This is a genomic window from Campylobacter sp. (genome assembly GCF_020024835.1).
Lineage (GTDB): Bacteria > Campylobacterota > Campylobacteria > Campylobacterales > Campylobacteraceae > Campylobacter_D.
In genome coordinates, this window is sequence record NZ_JAHHTD010000002.1 from 1 (window position 1) to 20,822 (window position 20,822).

Annotated in this window: 20 protein-coding genes and 1 riboswitch; of the genes, 7 read left to right on the forward strand and 13 right to left on the reverse strand. The window is 29.6% G+C overall.

Features of this window, described 5'->3' with window-relative positions:
• From QZ429_RS00480 to QZ429_RS00515, 8 genes are all read right to left on the reverse strand, one after another.
• On the reverse strand, positions 1-213 hold a 213-nt coding region (locus QZ429_RS00480; protein WP_291949429.1), incomplete at its 3' end, for a chaperone NapD.
• Positions 200-1,126, reverse strand: a complete 927-nt coding sequence (locus QZ429_RS00485) for a WD40 repeat domain-containing protein (protein WP_291949430.1) — start codon at positions 1,124-1,126, stop codon at positions 200-202. The genes QZ429_RS00480 and QZ429_RS00485, both read right to left, overlap by 14 nt.
• Positions 1,127-1,129: 3 nt before the next feature.
• The gene (locus QZ429_RS00490) at positions 1,130-1,621 is read right to left on the reverse strand and encodes a nitrate reductase cytochrome c-type subunit (RefSeq protein ID WP_291949602.1); all 492 of its coding nucleotides are present in this window, start codon (positions 1,619-1,621) and stop codon (positions 1,130-1,132) included.
• Positions 1,622-1,637: 16 nt separating this feature from the next.
• On the reverse strand, positions 1,638-2,429 hold the full coding sequence (gene napH, locus QZ429_RS00495) for a quinol dehydrogenase ferredoxin subunit NapH (protein ID WP_291949433.1): 792 nt from the start codon (positions 2,427-2,429) through the stop codon (positions 1,638-1,640).
• A complete protein-coding gene (napG, locus tag QZ429_RS00500) occupies positions 2,426-3,175 on the reverse strand; it encodes a ferredoxin-type protein NapG (RefSeq protein ID WP_291949436.1) in 750 nt (249 codons plus the stop codon). The genes napH and napG overlap by 4 nt, the downstream gene beginning before the upstream one ends.
• 3 nt (positions 3,176-3,178) lie before the next feature.
• A complete protein-coding gene (gene napA, locus QZ429_RS00505) occupies positions 3,179-5,953 on the reverse strand; it encodes a periplasmic nitrate reductase subunit alpha (protein ID WP_291949439.1) in 2,775 nt (924 codons plus the stop codon).
• 171 nt (positions 5,954-6,124) lie between these two features.
• Entirely contained in the window at positions 6,125-6,919 is a 795-nt protein-coding gene (gene flgG, locus QZ429_RS00510; RefSeq protein ID WP_291949443.1) for a flagellar basal-body rod protein FlgG, read from the reverse strand.
• An 18-nt stretch (positions 6,920-6,937) separates the two neighbouring features.
• Positions 6,938-7,747 (reverse strand): flagellar hook-basal body protein, encoded by an 810-nt coding sequence (locus tag QZ429_RS00515; protein WP_291949446.1) that lies wholly within the window; start codon positions 7,745-7,747, stop codon positions 6,938-6,940.
• Between the two features lie 134 nt (positions 7,748-7,881).
• Between QZ429_RS00515 and rpoD the strand changes: the two genes are divergently transcribed.
• Complete coding sequence (gene rpoD, locus QZ429_RS00520) at positions 7,882-9,747, forward strand: RNA polymerase sigma factor RpoD (protein WP_291949449.1); 1,866 nt, start codon at positions 7,882-7,884, stop codon at positions 9,745-9,747.
• A 25-nt stretch (positions 9,748-9,772) separates the two neighbouring features.
• Here rpoD and QZ429_RS00525 read toward each other — a convergent pair whose 3' ends face one another.
• Complete coding sequence (locus QZ429_RS00525) at positions 9,773-11,866, reverse strand: RNA degradosome polyphosphate kinase (RefSeq protein ID WP_291949452.1); 2,094 nt, start codon at positions 11,864-11,866, stop codon at positions 9,773-9,775.
• 133 nt (positions 11,867-11,999) lie between these two features.
• Here QZ429_RS00525 and nrfH point away from each other — a divergent pair, with 133 nt between their 5' ends.
• Together nrfH and QZ429_RS00535 are read left to right on the forward strand one after the other, a co-directional pair.
• On the forward strand, positions 12,000-12,539 hold the full coding sequence (gene nrfH / locus QZ429_RS00530; RefSeq protein ID WP_291949454.1) for a cytochrome c nitrite reductase small subunit: 540 nt from the start codon (positions 12,000-12,002) through the stop codon (positions 12,537-12,539).
• 17 nt (positions 12,540-12,556) lie between these two features.
• Positions 12,557-14,389: an ammonia-forming cytochrome c nitrite reductase subunit c552 gene (locus QZ429_RS00535; protein ID WP_291949606.1), complete on the forward strand. Its 1,833-nt coding sequence runs from the start codon at positions 12,557-12,559 to the stop codon at positions 14,387-14,389.
• 30 nt (positions 14,390-14,419) lie between these two features.
• Here the strand turns inward: QZ429_RS00535 and thiC are convergent, their stop codons facing one another.
• The 3 genes from thiC to rpe form a co-directional block, all read right to left on the reverse strand.
• Positions 14,420-15,721 (reverse strand): phosphomethylpyrimidine synthase ThiC, encoded by a 1,302-nt coding sequence (gene thiC, locus QZ429_RS00540; protein WP_291949456.1) that lies wholly within the window; start codon positions 15,719-15,721, stop codon positions 14,420-14,422.
• A gap of 58 nt (positions 15,722-15,779) precedes the next feature.
• A riboswitch (TPP riboswitch) is annotated at positions 15,780-15,884 on the reverse strand.
• A 26-nt stretch (positions 15,885-15,910) separates the two neighbouring features.
• Entirely contained in the window at positions 15,911-16,678 is a 768-nt protein-coding gene (locus QZ429_RS00545; protein WP_291949458.1) for a 3'-5' exonuclease, read from the reverse strand.
• On the reverse strand, positions 16,675-17,322 hold the full coding sequence (gene rpe, locus QZ429_RS00550) for a ribulose-phosphate 3-epimerase (protein ID WP_291949608.1): 648 nt from the start codon (positions 17,320-17,322) through the stop codon (positions 16,675-16,677). The genes QZ429_RS00545 and rpe overlap by 4 nt, the downstream gene beginning before the upstream one ends.
• A gap of 150 nt (positions 17,323-17,472) precedes the next feature.
• On the opposite strand from rpe, the gene rpmB reads away from it, so the two are divergent.
• The 4 genes from rpmB to QZ429_RS00570 are packed head-to-tail and all read left to right on the forward strand — an operon-like array spanning position 17,473 to position 20,242.
• On the forward strand, positions 17,473-17,667 hold the full coding sequence (gene rpmB, locus QZ429_RS00555; protein ID WP_291949461.1) for a 50S ribosomal protein L28: 195 nt from the start codon (positions 17,473-17,475) through the stop codon (positions 17,665-17,667).
• A gap of 35 nt (positions 17,668-17,702) precedes the next feature.
• Positions 17,703-18,830, forward strand: coding sequence for a TrkA family potassium uptake protein (locus QZ429_RS00560; RefSeq protein WP_291949464.1), 1,128 nt, complete (start codon positions 17,703-17,705; stop codon positions 18,828-18,830).
• Positions 18,831-18,882: 52 nt separating this feature from the next.
• Positions 18,883-19,098: a DUF465 domain-containing protein gene (locus QZ429_RS00565; RefSeq protein ID WP_291949467.1), complete on the forward strand. Its 216-nt coding sequence runs from the start codon at positions 18,883-18,885 to the stop codon at positions 19,096-19,098.
• 16 nt (positions 19,099-19,114) lie between these two features.
• A complete protein-coding gene (locus QZ429_RS00570; protein ID WP_291949471.1) occupies positions 19,115-20,242 on the forward strand; it encodes a methyl-accepting chemotaxis protein in 1,128 nt (375 codons plus the stop codon).
• Positions 20,243-20,251: 9 nt separating this feature from the next.
• On the opposite strand, the gene QZ429_RS00575 is transcribed toward QZ429_RS00570, so the two are convergent.
• A complete protein-coding gene (locus QZ429_RS00575; RefSeq protein ID WP_291949474.1) occupies positions 20,252-20,818 on the reverse strand; it encodes an NUDIX hydrolase in 567 nt (188 codons plus the stop codon).
• Between the last annotated feature and the right edge of the window lie 4 nt (positions 20,819-20,822).

Consider the following 20,822-nt stretch of genomic DNA (forward strand, 5'->3'; position numbering starts at 1 on the left):
AGAAAATACCATATTAATACTTACAACACCATCTAATTGTTCTAAATTTCTATAAGCTTGTAATTCATTGTCTAAATTATCACTTTCAATGATTACAATAATTTTTTCCTCATGTATTAACTCTATACTACAAAAAGGAATTTTTTCGATTTTTTTCTTAAGAGAGGCAACTTGCTCTCTTTTAGATAAAATTAAGACACTAGAAAGATTCATTGATACTCCAAAATATTATCGTATTTTCAAAACCTGCACTTATAAGCTCATTATCACCCAAAAATATAAGATATTCTAACAAAAAATTTTTATTTTGAATTTTTTTTATTGTTTTAAAAGTTTTTGTATCTACTAATTCTATAATATTTTTTTCATTATCGCTAAAAGCAGCTATAGTGCCATTTTCATTTAAAGCACAAGCATAAATCAAAAAATCTCTTTCTAAAAATTTTTCATTATCATTTTTAATAATACCTAATTTCCTATCTGTACTGCAACTTACTATAGTTTTGTTTTTGTAATCTAATTGATAGATATTATCTTTATGAATATTTTTATAACTTTTTATTTTTTGCCATTTACTTAAATCAAAAAGTATTATCTCTCCACTTTCAAATCCAGCAACTAATGTTGTTTTGCTTTCATCTAAAACTACATCACTCAAACTTGAACTAGAAAAAGTAATTTTATTAATAATTTTCTTTGTTTTTAATTCTAAAAGCTCGATACTAGAATCTAATGAAGCTAATAAAACAACCTCATCATTTAAAAATAACGCTTTCTTAACGCTATTATTTGGAAGTTGAAAATCAAATATCATATCCTTTTTATAAATATTTAATTTTTTACTTCCAAAATCTCCTTCACTTAGAATTAATATCATACCATTTAGATAATCAATGCTATAAATTCTAGGTTCAGCATTAACTTCGTAAAAATTTTTAATCTTATCTAATTTAGCAATCAACTCTTTTTGTTTAGTTTTTATCAAAACACTTAAAATTTCTCCATTGTCTAATCCCAATAAGAGTCTTTCATCAATTAACTTCACTGCATTTAAGTTAGATTTTAGCTTTAATTCACTTGCAAATGCACAAATTCCAATTAGTAAGATTAAAAATATTTTTTTCATCTTTTACTTAACGCCCTCATTTAAAACGTCTAAAAGATTAGATCTTTTCTTTGATTCCTCATTTTTAAATTTAGCTTTAAAATTATTTTCCACTAAAGGTTTTGCATTACTTTGTGGAACATGACATTGAGTGCAATTAAATCTAGCTTCACTAACCATATTTTTAGTGGATTTATTCTTTCTAAAATCATAATAATGACTGCTTGGAATTGGTGTAGCACCAACATCTTTTGCAATAGATTGATCATGACAACTTAAGCAAATATTATTATCCTTAATTATAGGAAGCATATCCTCTAAAGTATGAGGAATTAGCGGTGGAGCATTCTCAAATGATCTTTCTATCAATACAGATTCACCAGCTGATGATTGAGAATATTTAACATCTAATAACTCTATATTTTCACTTTCTAAACTTGTTTTTCTTAAACCTAAATCTTTTGAATCAACACTCTTAACAGCAAAACCACATGCACTTATTAAAATAGTAACCATCAAGAATAAAAAGATTTTATTTTTCATTTTCTCTCCTTATTTTTATTATATTAAAATCTAAAGCATCATCATTACAAACATCAATACATCTTCCACATCTTATACATTCACCAGATTTAACATCTTGCTTTTCTTTTCCTATCATCCAAAGCACTTGTTTTTCAGGACAAATTTGAATACATTTATAGCATTTAGTGCATTTTTGCAAATCATATCTTACTTTTAAAAGTGAAAAATGAGATACTAAAGCCCAAAAAGCACCTAAAGGACAAAAATGAGAACACACAAATCTAGGACTTAAAAAAGTATCTATACAAAAAATAATCAATGCTACAAAAATCCAAGAAATTCCTCCAAATATAATCCCTCTTTGAATAATACCTATATAAGAAAATTCTTCAAATACAGGAAAAGAAAAAACTAAAGAAAAAACTAAAGAAAAAACCATCACGTAATAACGTAAATTTTTACTAACATTAATTGTTTTTATCTGATTTGTATTTAATTTCATTCTAAAAAAATTAGCCAAATCTGTAATAATATTAATCGGACATACCCAAGCACAAAAGGCTCTTCCAGCAAAAATAGCATAAAATAAAAATACTATTAATGCCCCGATTAATACCATTAAATTTATCTGCAAACTTGCTAAAACAAGTTGTAAAAATGCAAAAGGATCGCTAAGTGGTATAGTAGAAAACACTTTAGAATAACTTAAATTTCCTTTTAAAACAAAATCAAATATATTAAAAGAAAACAAGCTTAAAATAGAAAATTGCACAATTCTTCTTAAGATAAGATATTTCATAACAACTCTCCATTATTAAGGTAATTTTTAGCCTTACCATTATCAAACTTCTTTTTAGTATCTACATCTTGTAAGCGTTTTTCATCTTTTTCATCCCAACCTTTGATATAATTATCTCCTGCTTTTCCTAAAACAAAATTTCTAGGTAAAACTTTAATGGCTGCTTTTTGAGTAATACAGGCTTTTTCGCAAATTCCACAACCTACGCAAATTTCATAATCTACAACAGGAAGTAAAAGTGCATGTTTTGCGGTTCTTTCATTGCGTTTTAATTCTAATTTTAGGGCCTGATCTATCAAAGGACAGGCTCTATAACAAGCATCACATTGAATACCCCAATAAGCCACACAACTAGCACTATCGATAATAGCTATACCCATTTTGGTTTTATAAATTCCATCTTTTTGCTCTAAATATTTGTAATCTAGTGCATTAGTAGGACAATCTCTAATACAAGGAATATCTTCACATAATCTACACGGATTTTTTCTAGCAACAAAAAAAGGAGTGCCATTTTGAGGAGAATCTTGCAAAGTAGCTAATTTCAAAATATCATAAGGACAAGCCTTTACGCAAAGTCCGCATCTTATACATTTTGATAAAAATTCTTTTTCATTATCAGCTCCAGGAGGTCTTAAAAAATATTCCTGATTAGCACTAAAAGCTAAACTTGCTAAAAATGCACTACCGCTACTTATGCACAAAAGTTTAAATGCAAAAGCTAAAAACTCTCTTCTATTGTTCATTTGTTATGCTTTAGTAATTTTTACAGCACATTTTTTAAAATCAGTTTGATTAGACAATGGGCAAGTTGCATCAAGTGTAACTTTATTAATATACACATTTTCATCAAACCAAGGAACATACACAAGACCTTTTGAAGGTTTATTTCTACCACGAAAATCTACTCGTGCTTTAACTTTTCCACGACGTGATTCTACCCATACAACATCACCTTGATTAATTTGCATATTTTTAGCATCATCTTCATTCATATAACAAAGTGCTTCAGGAACTGCACGAAAAAGCTCTGGAACCCTCATAGTCATAGTGCCACTATGCCAATGCTCTAAAACTCTACCAGTAGATAACCAAAATGGATATTCTTTATTTGGTCTTTCAGGAGCCTTCATAAATGGCCTAAAGAAAATTTTAACTTTATTTTTTAAGCTATATTTTTCAGTTGTTTGAGGTGCTAGTAAATTTCCTTTTGGTAATTCTTTAGCAAAGCTTCCATAAAAAGCAAAATCAGATTCTGGATTAGCTTTTTTAGCATAATAATCAAATTTTGTATTAAATCTCCATTGAGTTTCCTTGCCATTTACTACAGGCCATCTTAAACCTCTTACTTTATGATAAGTATCAAAATCAGCTAAATCGTGTCCATGTCCTAAACCAAATTTACGATATTCTTCCCATAAATATTTTTGAACAAAAAAGCCATAGCCTTTAAATTCCTCTCCATCACTACCTATAACTTTTCTTTCATCTCCAAGAACTTCAGAATTATCAAAACCCTTTGCGATACTATCTTCAGCTTTAAATGTTTTTGCTTCATCATTAGCAAATAATACATCATACAACGAATCATCTTCATTATAGCCCATCGCCTTAGCTTCCTCTAAAACATTTGGCAAAATAACCTTATCATTGACTTTTCTTTCACCCCAAACTTCTTTTAATTTAAAGCGTTTTGCAAATTCCATAATTTGCCAAGTATCACTCATAGCCTCACCTACAGGCAAAACTTGTTGTTTCCAATGCTGAGTTCTTCTTTCTGCATTACCATAAGCTCCCCATTTTTCATAAATCATAGCACTTGGTAAAATTAAATCTGCCACTTTAGCACTAATTCCTGGATAACAATCACTTACGACAATAAAATTATCCATATTTCTAGCTGCATTTATCCAGTGATTTGCATTTGCTGTATTTTGCCACGGATTATTTACTTGCACCCAAATAAATTTAATCTTTCCATCTTCTAAATCTCTCATAATCTTCAAATACGGAGAACCTGGTTTTGGATTGATTGTATTTGCTGGTACTTTCCAAATTTTTTCAGAAATTTCTCTATGCTTAGCATTTGCAACCACCATATCAGCTGGAAGACGATGAGAAAATGTCCCTACTTCTCTTGCTGTCCCACAGGCACTTGGTTGTCCAGTAAGAGAAAAGGCTCCACTACCTGGTTTTGCTTGTTTGCCCAATAAAAAATGCACCATATAAGCTTGTTCATTTACCCAAGAACCGCGTGTATGTTGGTTAAATCCCATAGTCCAAAAACTAACAACTTTTCTATTTTTTTCAATATACAAATTTGCTAATTCTTGCAATTTATTTTTAAATTCTTCTATGCTTTCATCATCATTACCTTTTGCTACTTTAGCCACATAATCAAGCGTATAAGGCTCTAATGCTTTTTTAAAGTCTTCAAAAGAAATTTCCCAATGTATGCCGGATTTATCTTGATGTTTCATTTCAAATTTATCGCCTGCTTTTACTCCTAAATAAGCTAAAGATACAGCTTCTTCATCATCTAAAATAATCTCATTTTGCTTAGCAACCGTATCTTTTTCACTTGCTTTAAATTTAGGATGATTAGGATTATTTCTCATTCCATAACCAATATCAGCATATCCTGTTGCAAATATACAATGTTTATTAACAAAATCTTTATCTATAGCTTCTGGATGATTATAAACAATTTCTCTTGCTATATAATTCCAAATAGCTAAATCAGTATTTGGCTTAAAGATAATTTCAGTATCAGCTATATGAGAAGTTCTATTTGAAAAAGTTGATAAATTTATTATTTTTACTTTATCTAAATTACTTAACTTCCTATCACTTACTCTTGACCATAAGATCGGATGCATTTCAGCCATATTTGCACCCCACGTAATTATAGTATCTGTAAGTTCTATATCATCATAACAACCAGAAGGTTCATCAACTCCAAAAGTTTGCATAAAACCAACGACTGCAGAGGCCATACAATGACGTGCATTTGGATCAATATTATTTGATCTAAAGCCAGCCTTTACAAGTTTAGCAGCGGCATATCCTTCTTGAATAGTGTATTGACCACTTGCAAAAATTCCAATACCCTCAACTCCTTTTTCTTCATATGCTTTTTTAAATTGCTTTTCCATTTCATCAAAGGCCCTCTGCCAAGAAACTTGTTGAAATTTTCCTTTTTTATCAAATTCACCTTTAGCATTTAAACGAAGCAAAGGAGTAACTAAGCGGTCTTCTCCATACATAATTTTTGCATTAAAATAACCCTTAATACAATTTAATCCACGATTAACTGGAGCTGCAGGATCTCCCTTTACAGCAACGATTTTGCCATCTAAACTTGCAACCAATATCCCACATCCTGTACCACAAAATCTACAAACAGCTTTATCCCAACGCCATTTATTTTCTGTATTTGCAAGTACATTACTTGGAACACTAAGACCTGCAACACCGCAAGCACTAGCAATAGCGGTATTTTTTATGAAGTCTCTTCTGTTCATCGTATCCCCTTCATTATTATTATTGTGCATACTTTTAATAAGTAACACATATGCCATATTATCACATTTATATTAAAAATAAATTATAAAAGGAATATTTTTAAAATCTTATATTTAGGATATATTTAGTATTTTTTAGAATCAATAAGCATATTAAAACGCTAATTTATTTTAGCGTTTTAATTGATTTACTATGCCAAGCATATCATCACTTGTTGTGATAGCTTTAGAGCCAGCCTCATAAGCTCTTTGTCCTGTAATTAAATCTGTCATTTCTTCTACAAGTTGCACATTACTAAGCTCCACAAAGCCATGCTTTATAGTAGAAAATCCATTTTCACCTGCAATTCCCGCAATAGGCGCACCGCTTGCATCAGTTTCTACCAAAAGATTATCTCCAAGTGCGTGCAAACCAGCAGGATTAATAAAATTTACAAGCTCTATTTGTCCTATTTGAGTTTCAGCTGTATTTCCTGGTTGGATAACTGAAATAGTTCCATCAGTTGCGACATTAATTGCGGTTGCATCTTCTGGAATTGTCATTTCAGGTAAAAGTCTATACCCATCAGAATTTACTATATTGCCTTCAGCATCTTTTGTAAATTGTCCATTTCTAGTATAAGCAATAGTTCCATCTGGCATTTGAATTTGAAAAAATCCGTTATTTCCAGCTATAGCCATATCAAGGCCTGAAGTTGAAGTTTGTTTTAAACTACCTACACTAAAAATTTTACTAATTGCAGTCACTCTAGAACCAAGTCCTACTTCTATACCACTTGGGTGTTTAGTTGTGCTTGAAGTTGATGTTCCAGCATATTTCATAGTTTGATACATTAAATCTGCAAATTCAGCACGAGATTTCTTGTAGCCCACAGTATTCACATTTGAAATATTATTTGAAGTTACATCAATTTGAGTTTGTTGCGATACCATCCCTGATGCCGCTGTATATAAAGACCTTAACATTTATCTATCCTTAGAATTTTATTTAACACTTGCTAGTTTATTAATGGCTTCTTGATTTAAATCATCCATATGAGAAGTCATAACCTTTTGATACATCTCAACCATTCTATTTGCTTCTATTAAGCCAACCATTTCAGAAACAGGATTGACATTAGAACCTTGAGTAAAACCTTGCTTAATAGCACTTGAATTTTGTAAATCCCTTATTTTTTTTATATCCACCTTATACATATTATCGCCATCTTTTTGTAAATCTCTTAAATCATCAACTTGAGCTACAAATAATCTTGCAATATTTTGATTAGCAGTGCTTATAATCCCATTTTTATCCACATTAACAAAAGAAGTAATATTGCCAATACGAATCCCATCATTTTCTGGATTATTAAAATAATCACTACTTAAAACCTTATATCCTTGACGATTAACTAAATATCCCTCCTCATTAAGTTGAAAATTTCCATCTTGACTTAATCTTACTTCACCATTATTAGTTTTAATAAGATAAAAAGTATCTTCTCGTGTCAAAGCAAGATCTAAAGGATTATGGGTCATTTTCATTGAGCCAACACTAAAATTTGTATATACATGATTAACTTGAGGAACTCTATCTATAGTAGTATTAACAAATCGTGCTGCATCTTTTGTGTGATTTTCTATAGGTAATTCATCTTGGGTTTCTTTAAAAATCCTCTTAAAATCTGCAATAACAACATTATCTCTTTTGTAGCCACTAGTATTAACATTAGCAAGATTATTAGTAACAACATCAAGACGATTAAATTGTGTTACCATAGCACCAGTAGCTTGATAATATCCATTTTGCATTGTCATTCCTAAAAATTAAAGTATTTTTGACACTAAAAGCAACATTTGTTCCAAAATAATTTTATTTGTTTTTAATTAATTTTTAGGAATACTGACAAGTTTTATACTATAAATTACCCTAAAGGATACTTCAAATGGCTGGAGAAGCAAATACCCTAGAAGAACTTTTTAAAGAGAATTCTAAGGATTATATCACATACGAAAAACTTGTCAAGTATTTAACCAAACTACCAAATGCTACTAGTGTAAAAAGAATTCGAGATTTAATGAGTAAGTATAAGGTAGAATTAGTTTCTTCAGCTGAAATTGCAAAAAAACGCAATCTTGAAGAAGCAAAAAAACTACAAGAAGAAAAGCAAAAATTACAAGATACAAGTTTAGAAAATGAATTTGATTTAGCCAATGAAAATGACTTATTAGAATGGAGTAGATCAGACTCTCCTGTGCGAATGTATTTAAGAGAAATGGGACAAATTTCGCTTTTAAACAAAGATGAAGAGGTAGAAATTTCCAAAAAAATAGAACTTGGTGAAGATATTATCATTGATGCATTTTGCTCTGTACCTTATTTAATTGATTTTATACTTGATTATAAAGAACCTTTGATTAATAGAGAAAGAAGAGTTAAAGAGCTTTTTAAAAGCTTTGAAAATGATGATAAAAATGATGATGAAATAGACACTGAAGAAGAAATTGAAGAAAATGAAGAAAGTGATTTTGCTAACGATAAAAAAATTAAAAAAATAAGTAAAAAAGAAGATGAAAGAACCTTAAAAGTTGTAGAAAGTTTCAAAGCCTTAGAAAAAGCAAAAAAAGAATGGTTAAAAACTATCTCTACAATTAGCGCTGAAAAAAATGAAGATAATTTACTAGATAAACTAATAATAGCTTTTAAGAAAAATATATTAAAAGAAAAACTTATGAATTTAGGTCCAACCTCAAAACTCATATCAGAGATAGTAAAATCAATGGAAACTGCCTTAAAAAGTGATGAGGAATTTGACAAAGAACTCAAGCGTCTAGAGTATCGATTGCCGATGTTTTCAGAAGAATTAAAACAAAGACATGCAGATATCTTAAAAGATATCACTAAACTTAGCAAAGAAGAAATAGCCGAACGTGCTTTAGAAACAACTATGGTTAGTACTTATATGGAAATAAAAAAACTCATACAAACAAAAGAAGCTAGCCAAAACTCTTTTGATTTAGAAAAAGATCAACTAAAAGAAATTTTAGAACAAATTAAACGTGGTAAAAAAATTTCTGATGAAGCAAAAACTAGAATGGCTAAATCAAATTTACGACTAGTAGTCAGTATAGCAAAAAGATACACTAATCGAGGTTTGCCTTTTTTAGATTTAATTCAAGAAGGTAATATTGGCTTAATGAAAGCGGTTGATAAGTTTGAATATAAACGAGGTTATAAATTTTCAACTTACGCTACTTGGTGGATACGACAAGCTATTTCAAGAGCTATAGCAGATCAAGCAAGAACTATAAGAATTCCTATTCATATGATAGAAACTATCAATCAAATAAATAAAATTATTCGCGAATATTTGCAAAAAGAAGGTAAAGAACCTGATGTTAATATTATTGCCAAGGAAGTAAATTTAAGCATAGACAAAGTTAAACAAGTTATAAAAATTACTAAAGAACCTATTTCTTTAGAAGCTCCTATTAGCAATGAAGATGATGGTAAATTTGGAGACTTTGTAGAAGATCGAACTTCACTTTCGCCAATGGATCATATTTTAAAAGATGATCTAAAAGAACAAATTGATGAAGTTTTAGATCAATTAAACGATAGAGAAAAAGCAGTTATTAGAATGCGTTTTGGATTAATGGATGATGAAAGTGATAGAACTTTAGAAGAAATAGGCAAAGAACTTAATGTAACAAGAGAAAGAGTTAGACAAATAGAAAGCTCTGCTATCAAAAAACTCAAACATCCTAAAGTTGGTAGAAAATTAAAAAATTATATTGAAGGTTGGAAATAAACAATTAATCCTTGTTTTACAAGGGTTAATTATCTCTAAAAAGTTTAGTTGCAAGACGTGCTGCCCTGCTTTGATCTGTGTCTTTTTTAAGCGTATTAAAAATTCTACTAATATAATCTTCTAAAATCTGTTGAGAATTTTTAATTTTTTTATCTTCATTTATGCCAACTTTTACATATCTTCCATCACTTTCTAATTCGTAAGCTAAATCATTATCACTTAATTGCAACTTCAAAATTTGAGCTAATTTTGCTCTAGAATGCTCATCATATATTGGTGTCATTAGCTCTAAACGTCTTTCTAAATTTCTTGGCATCCAATCAGCACTTGAAATAAAATAATTTGGACTTGTATGTTTAAAATATAAAATTCTAGCATGCTCTAAATATTTTCCAACTATACTTCTAACTTTTATATTTTCGCTATAACCCTTCACACCAGGTCTCAAACAGCAAATTCCTCTTACAATTAGATTGATTTTTACTCCTTTATTTGATGCTTCATATAATGCTTTAATCACATCTACATCAACTAAGGCATTCATTTTAGCTATGATAATTCCATTTTCTTTGTGATTTGCCTCTAGTGTTATCATTTCTAAAATTCTTTCTTTAATCTGCTTAGGACTCATTGATAAAGTTTTAAGACGGCGACTTTTGCTGTATCCTGATAAAATATGAAAAAAAGTAGTAGTATCTTGTGAGTATTCTTCTTTTGAAGTAAAATAGCTAACATCTGTATAAATTTTAGCCGAACTTGCATTATAATTTCCTGTGCTAAGATGGTTATAAATTTTTAATTTTTCTCCTTCTTTTCTAATTACCTGAGCAACTTTAGCATGCACTTTAAATCCTGTGATACCATAAATCACATGAGCACCAGCATTTTCTAGTGATTTAGCCCAATGTAAATTATTTTCCTCATCAAAACGAGCTTTAAGTTCTACCATCACGGTAACTTGCTTACCATCACTTGCAGCATCAATTAATGCTTGAACTATATTAGAATTTTTTTCCACTCTATAAAGTGTCATTCGTATAGAAACTACTTTAGGATCTTTACTTGCTTCTTTTATGAATTGATAAACAGGCTCAAAACTCTCATAAGGTTGAAAAATCAAAATATCTTGCTTATCCATAGCACCAAAAATTGATAAATTATCTCCAAATGGCGGTAAAATCTTTGAAGTATATACTGGACTTAACAAATGGGTAAATTCTTTGTTAAAAATAATTTGCCAAAGTGATGACAAATTCAAAAGAATATCGTATTCATAGATATCTTTATGAAAAATATTCATATGCAAACATAAAAATTCAATTAATTGTTCATCAGCACCTTTTTGAATTTGTAAGCGAATAAATGCACCCTTTCTACGAAGTTTTAAACCTTGCTCTAAGATCATCATAAAATCATCAGCTTCTTCTTCTTCAATCTCCATATCTGCATTTCTAGTTACCCTAAAAGCAGCAGATGACAAAAGCTTATAGCCAGGAAAAATTTGCTCTGCATGATGACGCACTATACTCTCAATAGGCACATAAATATTTGAACTTACTTGATAAAATCTAGGCAAAACTCTTGGAATGCGTATCATTCCAAATTTTAAAAGTTCTGGATGAAGTGGATCGCAAAGTTTTACTGCCAATGAAAAAGATAAGTTATTTAAATGTGGAAAAGGATGTGTTGCATCTACAGCAATTGGAACTATAACAGGAAAAATATTAGAAAAAAAATGATCGTTGCATTGTTGTTTCATATCCTCATCAAGATCTTCATAAGATCGAATAAATAAATTTTCTTTTTCAAGCTCTAATAAAATTTTAGAAAAATATCGCTCAAGAACATATTTTTCTTCGTGTAAATAATTTCTTACTGCTTTTAATTGAGCTAATGGAGTCATTTCATCATTACTAGTAGTGCTAATACCCGCAATGAAAAGTTGTTTTAAACCAGCCACTCTAATCATATAAAATTCATCTAAATTGGTGCAATATATAGCTATAAATTTAAGTTTTTCTAGCAATGGAAGATTTTTAGAACATTGATCTAAAACCCTAGAATTAAAAGCTAGCCAAGATAATTCTCTGTTAATATACATAGACGATTGCAACTGCATTTTACTTACCTCAATCTATATTTTATTATTATAATATTATATCAAGAATACTTACTTTTGTTAAATTATCATAAAAATAAGATATTTTATGTCCTTAAATTAATCTTAAATATATTTGTAATATAGTTACGACATGGCGATTTTACGCCTAATCGTATGCAAGGAGGAATTCTTGAAACAAAAAAAAGCTTTCCCTAGTCTGTTTAGTATTTTTCTACTTTTATTTGCCATACTGCTGGTATTTGGTTTTTACACCTTTTACAATGCTAAAGGTGCTTCTTACCTTAGTAATGCAAGCAAGTCATGTAATAACTGCCATATTATGAATGAAGTTTATAATGACTATCTTGCAGCTCCACACTCAAAAAAAATTAAGGGAGAACCAAGAGCAACCTGTATTGATTGTCATTTACCTCACAATTTTGTAGATAAATGGATCGCTAAAGCACAAAGTGGTTTAGGACACGCTTACGCCTTTACATTTAAATTAAACGAACTACCAACAAATTTAGATGCAAATGAAAAAAGTAAAAAAATGGTGCAAGGCAATTGCATTCGTTGCCATCTTGATTATGCTAGTGTGGCTATTAATGCAACAACTAATCCTCACAAGGATAATTCTTTAAATTGCGTTTCATGTCATAGCAGTGTAGGACACAAACGCGGATTTTAATTTTAGGAGATTCAATGATTAAGAAAGGTCTTTTATACTCAGGAATAATCGTTTTACTTGTATTAATTGGTGCTGTTTTATGGTTAAACAATGATATAAGTAAAAAACAAGAAGAAGGTAACAACAATGGTGTTGTTAGTAAGAATTTTGTTGAGATGAGTGATGAAAATCCCACTTTTGATGAATGGGGTAAAAATTTTCCAGATTATTTAGATATGTATCTTACAGTGGAAAGAGAAAAACCTATGGAAACTGATTTTGGTGGAAACTTATCATACTCAAAGTTAATAAGATATCCTCAACTTACTATTTTGTGGGCGGGCTATCCTTTTTCAATTGATGCTAATGAAGAAAGAGGACATTTTTGGGTCCAAGTTGATCAAATGGATACAGCAAGAAATAATAAGGATTTTCTAAATTCTCACGGATTTGCTGGATTTGGTGGCCAACCAACAGCTTGTATGAATTGTCATAGTGGCTGGTCTCCTTGGCTTATTAAAAATACACAGGGAGAAAATGATAGAGAAAAATGGGTAGCTTTTAATTCTACAAAATACTGGACAATGATAAAAAACATTCCTGCTGTAAATGGTCATAAAGAAGGTTCATCTGAACATAGCGGTCCTCATGGTGGTAAAAGAATGGGAGTAACCTGTGCAGATTGCCACACTCCAAATAATATGAGTTTAAGACTTACACGTCCTGCTGCTATAAATGCACTAATAGCAAGAGGCTATGAAAAAGATCCAGAACAAGGAGTCAAAGCTACAAGAGAAGAAATGAGAACATTAGTTTGCTCTCAATGTCATGTGGAATATTACTTTAGACCTACTGGAGAAAAAATCAAAGTAATGGGAGAAAGCATAGCTAATGATCCTACTAAAAAATGGTGGAATGGAACTCAAAAAACTTATGATGAATTTGATTCGTGGAGAGATGGCAATAAACCAACACAAATAGAAGTAAATGGATTAGAGTTAGTATTTCCTTGGAGCGAGTGGAGAAAAGGACAAGCATTTAGAATAGAAATGTTTGATGATTATTATGATAAAATACGCACGATTTTTGATAAAGACTGGACACATAAGCTAAGTGGTGCACCTATGATTAAAATTCAACATCCTGAAAGTGAATTATATAGTGGTGGAGTGCATGCGGCTAATGGAGTTAGTTGCACTGATTGTCATATGCCTTACATTAGAAAAGGGGCAAAAAAAATGACTCAACATAATATTACTTCACCTTTGCAAAACATTAATGCTGCTTGTAAAACTTGTCATACTCAAAGTGAAGAATATCTCAAATCACAAATTAAAGATATTCAAAATTCAATTGCTCATGATTTAAGAACAGCAGAATATGCTATCGTAAGTCTTATCAAAGATACTCAAACTATACGCAAAGACTTAGGTGAGATGCCAAAATATCAAACAGATGGCAAAGCAGATGTAAGTAAAATCAATGATGTCTTAAAAGAAGTGTTAGAACTTCATAGAAAAGCTCAAATGAGAGCAGATTTTGTTGGTGCTGAAAATTCTACAGGCTTTCATAATCCAAGAGAAGCTTCAAGAATGCTTTTACAAGCTGTAGATATGGCAAGAATGGGGCAAACAAAATTAGTAGAAATTGCTAATGCAAATGGTATTAAAGATTTTAAAACTTCTGATTTGACTTTTGAAGATATTCAAAAATTCAATCCAGGTGAAATTCGCTACAAAGTGGATTTAAATGGACACAAAGCAGGAGATCGTTATTATAAACACGATAATATCAATGGTAGTCCTTCACAACGCCTTTTAGATAAAGACAAAAATCTTAAACCTTATAATTACGAAAATATAGACAAATAACAAAAATCCCGTTTAAACGGGATTTTTGCTTTATACTTCTTTTGTTAATTTAACTTCTTTGCCTTCTAAAATTTGATTCATAGTATTCATAGCACACATTTTTCCGCACATAGAGCAAGAATTAAGCTCTTCAGGTCTTCTTTCATTAAACATTTTTTTAGCTTTTTCTCCATCTATGGCTAGTTTAAACATCTTCTCCCAATTTATATCTTGTCTTGCTTTGCTCATAGCATCATCTCTTGCTCTTTCTTTTGGAAGTTTTACTATATCTCCAGCATGAGCTGCTATTTTTGTAGCTACAATACCATCTCTTACATCATTTATATCAGGCAATCGTAAATGCTCTGCAGGAGTTACATAACAAAGAATATCAGCTCCAGTAGCAGCAGCGATTGCACCACCTATTGCTCCACTTATATGATCATATCCCACACCAATATCAGTAACTAATGGCCCTAAAACATAAAAAGGAGCACCATTGCAAATTCTTTTTTCAATTTGCATATTTGTCTTTATTTCATTTATAGCCATATGTCCAGGTCCTTCTATCATAACTTGTATATCCTGCTCCCAAGCTCTTTTTGTAAGCAAAGATAATTCTATTAATTCAGCTATTTGAGCACTATCACTAGCATCGTGAGTGCAACCTGGTCTTAATGCATCTCCTAAAGATAAAGTCACATCAAATTCTTTACATATTGCTAATAAATCATCATAGTATTCATAAAAAGGATTCTCACAATCATTCATTTGCATCCAAGCATAAAGCACAGATCCACCTCTTGAAACAATATTTGTAATTCTATCGCACTCTTTAAACACTCTAGCGGCTCTAGAATTTATTCCTGCATGTATAGTCATAAAATCAACACCACTTTTTGCATGATGATATACTACATCTAAAAAATCTTTAGCCTTTATATCTTTTAAATCTTTTTCTAAAAATCCAACTGCATCATAAACAGGGACTGAACCTATCATAGCTTTTGAAGTTGCAATTAATTCATCTCTAAATTTACTTGTCTTACCATAATTACTTAAATCCATTATAGCTTCTATATTAAATTTATGTGCTAAATCAACTTTTTGCATTTCTTCTGTATAATCTACACAATCATTAGATACACCTAAATTTACATTCACTTTTGTTCTAAGACCATACCCTATTCCATTAGGATCTAATGCCTTGTGATTAATATTTGCTGGTATTATAATTTTGCCATTTGCTATATTTTCTAGCAAAAAACACTCTTTTACCTGTTCTTTTTGTGCAACAATTTGCATTTGTCTTGTAAATACACCTTCTTTTGCGTATGTCATTTGAGTTTTCATTTGTTTATCCCTTGAAATTAAATTTTATGGATAAATGAAAGGAAAAGATAAGTAAAAAGCATATTAATATAAATCTTCCCAACGCTAGCATTATCTAGTTCTGGTTCGGTCTAAGCTTTTAGCTTACTCTCAGCCTGTTACACAAGCTCCCGTCATTTAAGTAATCAAGTATAGCGTAAATTATAAAAGTTATTTCTTTTTAACTTTCTTTTTTGATTGCTTGCTAAATTGCAATAATTCTTCAGTAGTTTTTATGTAAAATGGAATTTTTTTAATACAATAATTTAAAATTTCACTTGCAGCTAAAGCATCATTTAAGGCCCTATGGTGCTGATTTTGTATATTTAAAAATTCTTTTAATGTTTCAAGTCCATATTTAGGACTATCTATACATTTTTTAGCAAGATCGATAGTGCATAATTTTCTATTTAATAAAACACCAAAACCATTTTCTCGCATAGCTTTTGATAAAAAATTATAATCAAACCGAACATTATGTGCTACAAAAATAGAATCTTTCAAAAATAATCTAAAATTATTTAAAACAAATTTTAACGATGGAGCATCTTTGCTCATATCTTGAGTAATACCTGTTAATTCTGTAATATTTTCAGGAATATCATCTACTTTAATCAAACTCTCAAAACGACTAATTTCTTTAAAATTTTGAATTTTAACAGCACCAATTTCTAAAATTTGTCCATTTTTAATACTTCCTGTAGTTTCAATATCTACTACACAAAAAATTTCATTTTTTATATTAATATTTTTAGTCTTTAAACAAATTTGATTATTTTTATTTATTTCAATACCAAGCCCTAAAAGTGCAAATGTATAAACATCAAAATCATAACAAGAAAGCTCTTCTATCTTTTTTAACTCATCAGCAACCCAAGCAAAAGGTCTATTTTCTTTGCTTAATTTATTAATAAGATCATCAATTTGTTGCTGACTCAAAATTCACACTTTAAAGAATTAATTGCAGCTTTATAATCTTGTGAAGAAAAAATATAATTACCCGCTACTAAAATATCAGCTCCAGCTTCATCTAAATCAGGCGCATTAAGTCCATTCACACCACCATCAACCTCTATGAAAATTTTTAAATTTTTTTTATCAATCATTTCTCTTAAGATTCTAATCTTTTGATAGACTAAAGGTAAAAATTTTTGCCCACCAAATCCAGGATTAACACTCATTAAAAGAACCATATCCACAAATTCTAAAAGATATTCTATGCTTGTTATTGGAGTATGTGGATTTAAAACAATTGCAGGATGAATACCATTTTTTCTTAAATCTTCACAAATTCTTATTGGATGATTTTCTATTTCGATATGAAAACTTATAAATTTTGGCTTTAATGGCTTAAAAAATTCTACAAATTTGCTCACATCATTGACCATCAAATGCACATCTAAAGGAATAGGAGTAACTTTACATATATTTTCTAAAACACAAGGCCCAAAAGTGAAATTTGGAACAAAATAACCATCCATTACATCAATATGCAACAAATCAGCTCCAGCCTCATATACTCTCTTGATATCTTTTTCTAAATTTAAAAAATTTGCTGATAACAAACTAGGTGCTACATACATAATCAATACTCTCCAATACTTGTATGAAAATAATTCTATCATACTTAATATCAATATTTTCTTTATTTGTTTTTTTAATATTTGTTTCTTTAAGCTTTTTTAGATACAATATAAAAATTATTTTTATTTTAATCAAGCAAGGAAATATCAATGTCAAGAATATGTCAAGTAACTGGAAAAAGACCTATGGTAGGTAATAATGTAAGTCATGCAAATAATAAAACAAAAAGAAGATTTTTACCAAATTTAAGAACTATTCGTGTCACATTAGAAGATGGAACAACGAGAAAAATTAAAGTTGCAGCTTCTACTTTAAGAACTCTTAGAAAACAAAATAACAAATAACCTATAAAATTTACAATATAAAGAGGAATTGTAGTATGTCTTTTTTGAAAAAGCTTAAAAAATTCCTCAATTGGTCTTCCTCTCCTAAACCAGCAATTAATCTCAATGATGAATTATACGGACAGCTTAAGTTTTTAAGAATCCCGCTTATAGCCATTGTTATTATAACTTTAATTGGTGCTTTTGGATATATGCTCACAAGTAATTTTAATCTCAATGATGCCATTTATCAAGCAGGAATGACTTTTACAACTTTAGGATATACAGAAGTAAATCCAATTTCAACAGCTGGTAGAATTTTTACGGTTTTATATGTATTATCAACTTTTACAATTTTCACATTTTGTATGGGTTTAGTCATAGAAATAATAAAAAAAGGAACTTTATCAAAAATTATAAAGGAAAGAAGAATGTTATATAAAATTGCAAGATTGAAAAATCATTTTGTAATATGCTACCATAATGATTTTACTATAGAATTAGCACAACAATTTAGAGAAAATCATATTCCATTTGTTGTTATTGATGAGATTCAAAATCTTGATGAAATATCTGAAAAATATCATTATCCTTACCATATAGAAGCTGCACCGCATACAAATCTTGCCTTTTTAAAATCAAATTTATCTAGTGCAAAAGGAGTAATAACTCTTAGTCACAATATCGCAGATAATATTGCAATAATAGCTTCTGTAAGATTATTTGAAAAAGAACTTCAAAGAATCAATCCCTATTTTATACTAGCTAGCTCAGCAAATGATGATGAAACACAAAAATTAAAAAAACTTGGAGCAAATTCTATTGTTTCAGCAACTAAACTTGTCGCTCAAAGATTGAGTGCTATGTCTGCAAGACCTGATATGGAAAATCTATTAGAAAATTATCTATACAAAAAAAATAGTCCTATAGATTTAGAAGAAGTTAAAATTCCAGATGAATCCTGGGTGCGTTTTAAAAGATTAAAAGAAATTCATTTAAGAGATATGGCTAATGTAAGTATTGTAGGAATTTTAGAAAATAAAAAATTTACACCTATGCCAAGAGGTGATACTTTAATAGGCACAGGTTCAAAGTTACTTTTAGTGGGCACAGCTGATAGTATTAAGATTGCAAAAAAAATTATTAAAAACAAACAAAAGCCTGATGAGTTAAAATACATTTAATAAATTTAAGTTATAATCTTTAGGCTATATTCGATAAAATAAGGAGAAAATTATGTTACATGAATTTAGAGATTTAATTACCGAATTAAAGGGTAAAGATAAGCATTTTGATAAGTTATTTAACGAACATAATGAATTAGATCATAAAATTAAAGATGCAGAAGAAGGTAGAATCCATTTAGATGATTTTGAAGTTGCAAATCTTAAAAAAGAAAAATTAAAATTAAAAGATGAATTAAATACTTACTTATCAAACTACAAGAAATAGTTTTAAAGGAGAATTCATGTTTGGCAATAAGCAAACCCAAAATACAATTGAAAAACTAAAGGATAAAATTAAATTTCTAGAAGAAGAAAATGCAAGATTAAATCTTGAAAAGCAAGAAATCCTAGCTAATTACGAAAAAAATACGGCACATAAAACATGCTCTATCGAGATAAAACTTTTAGATATGTTATTAGCTGGCGTTTTAAAAGGAATAGCAAATGTGCAAAGTGATATGCAAAAAAATGTAGATAAAACAGAAAAAATTTCTCAATATTCTGACTCATCTTTACACGATATGCAAGAATTAAATTCTATCGCACAATTAATTCTTTCTTCGTTGCAAAGTATCATAGAATCTGCAAATCGCTCAAGAGACACAGCTGGCAATCTCCATCGTAGTGTTGATGAAATTACAAATGTCATTAATCTCATTAAAGATGTATCCGATCAAACTAATCTTTTAGCGCTAAATGCTGCTATTGAAGCAGCTCGTGCTGGAGAGCATGGTCGTGGTTTTGCTGTTGTTGCTGATGAAGTTAGAAAACTTGCAGAGAAAACCCAAAAAGCAACTTCGGAAGTGGAATTAAATATTAATCTACTAAAGCAAAATGCAGATGAAATGTATGGTCAAAGCGAACAAGTAGAAAAAGTTTCTCTTGATTCAAATCAATATATTATGGAATTTTCAAGCAAATTTACACAATTAATCGCTAACGCAAACTCAACTAATATCCATGCAAAAAATATTACATCTGAAATATTCATTTCACTTGCAAAATTAGATCATATAGCATTTAAATTAAATGGCTACAATGAAATAATCCATTCTTCAGGAAAAGCACTTTCTGATCATTTAAGTTGTCGCCTTGCAAAATGGATAATGGGTATAGGAAAAGAAAGATTTTCTAATGGTAAATCTTTTGGAAAATTAAATTCTCCACATCAAAAAGTTCATGAAAATGTTAATCAAGCTATAAATTTAGCATATAGCAAAGATACATCAAGTGAATTAGTGCAAAATCAAATTTTAGACAAATGCTCTAATGCTGAAAAAGCTTCTGAAGAATTATTTGAAATATTCAAAAAAATGTTAGAAGAAAAAGAGATGGATAATTTAGAAAATACAAATAAAGAAAACGTTTAAGAATAGAATCTATCTATTCTTAAACCATAAATACGAAAACTCAAGTAATGGATTTTTAACAATATTTGATTTATAAAAATGCTCAAAATCATCTCTTTTAACTCTAATTATTTGAATATCTTCTCCATCAATTCCACCACCACAACTAATTTTGTCGTCCTCATCTATTTGTGCAAAATATAAAAATTGCCTACTTACTCCAGAACCAAAACCGGTATAAAATTCTCTAATTAATTCTATTTTTTTAGGATTATATCCTACTTCCTCTATGCATTCTTCCTTTGCAATTTGCTCTAAACTTAAATTTTTATCTACAAGACCTGAACAAAGTTCCACGCTATAGCCTATTTCATCTAAATTTATATTATTTCGTTTCTGATAATCCCATAATGGAATTCTAAATTGTTTGACAAATAAAAAAACATCATCTTGAGTATGATATAAAAACACAGAAACACTATCCATAGCTTCTATAAAATCCCAAGTATATATTTTGTCATCTTTGCCTTGATAAGAATATCTTTTTGGCTTAATATATTGTGATTTAGTGAAAATTTCTTCTTTTAAATTTTTCATAATT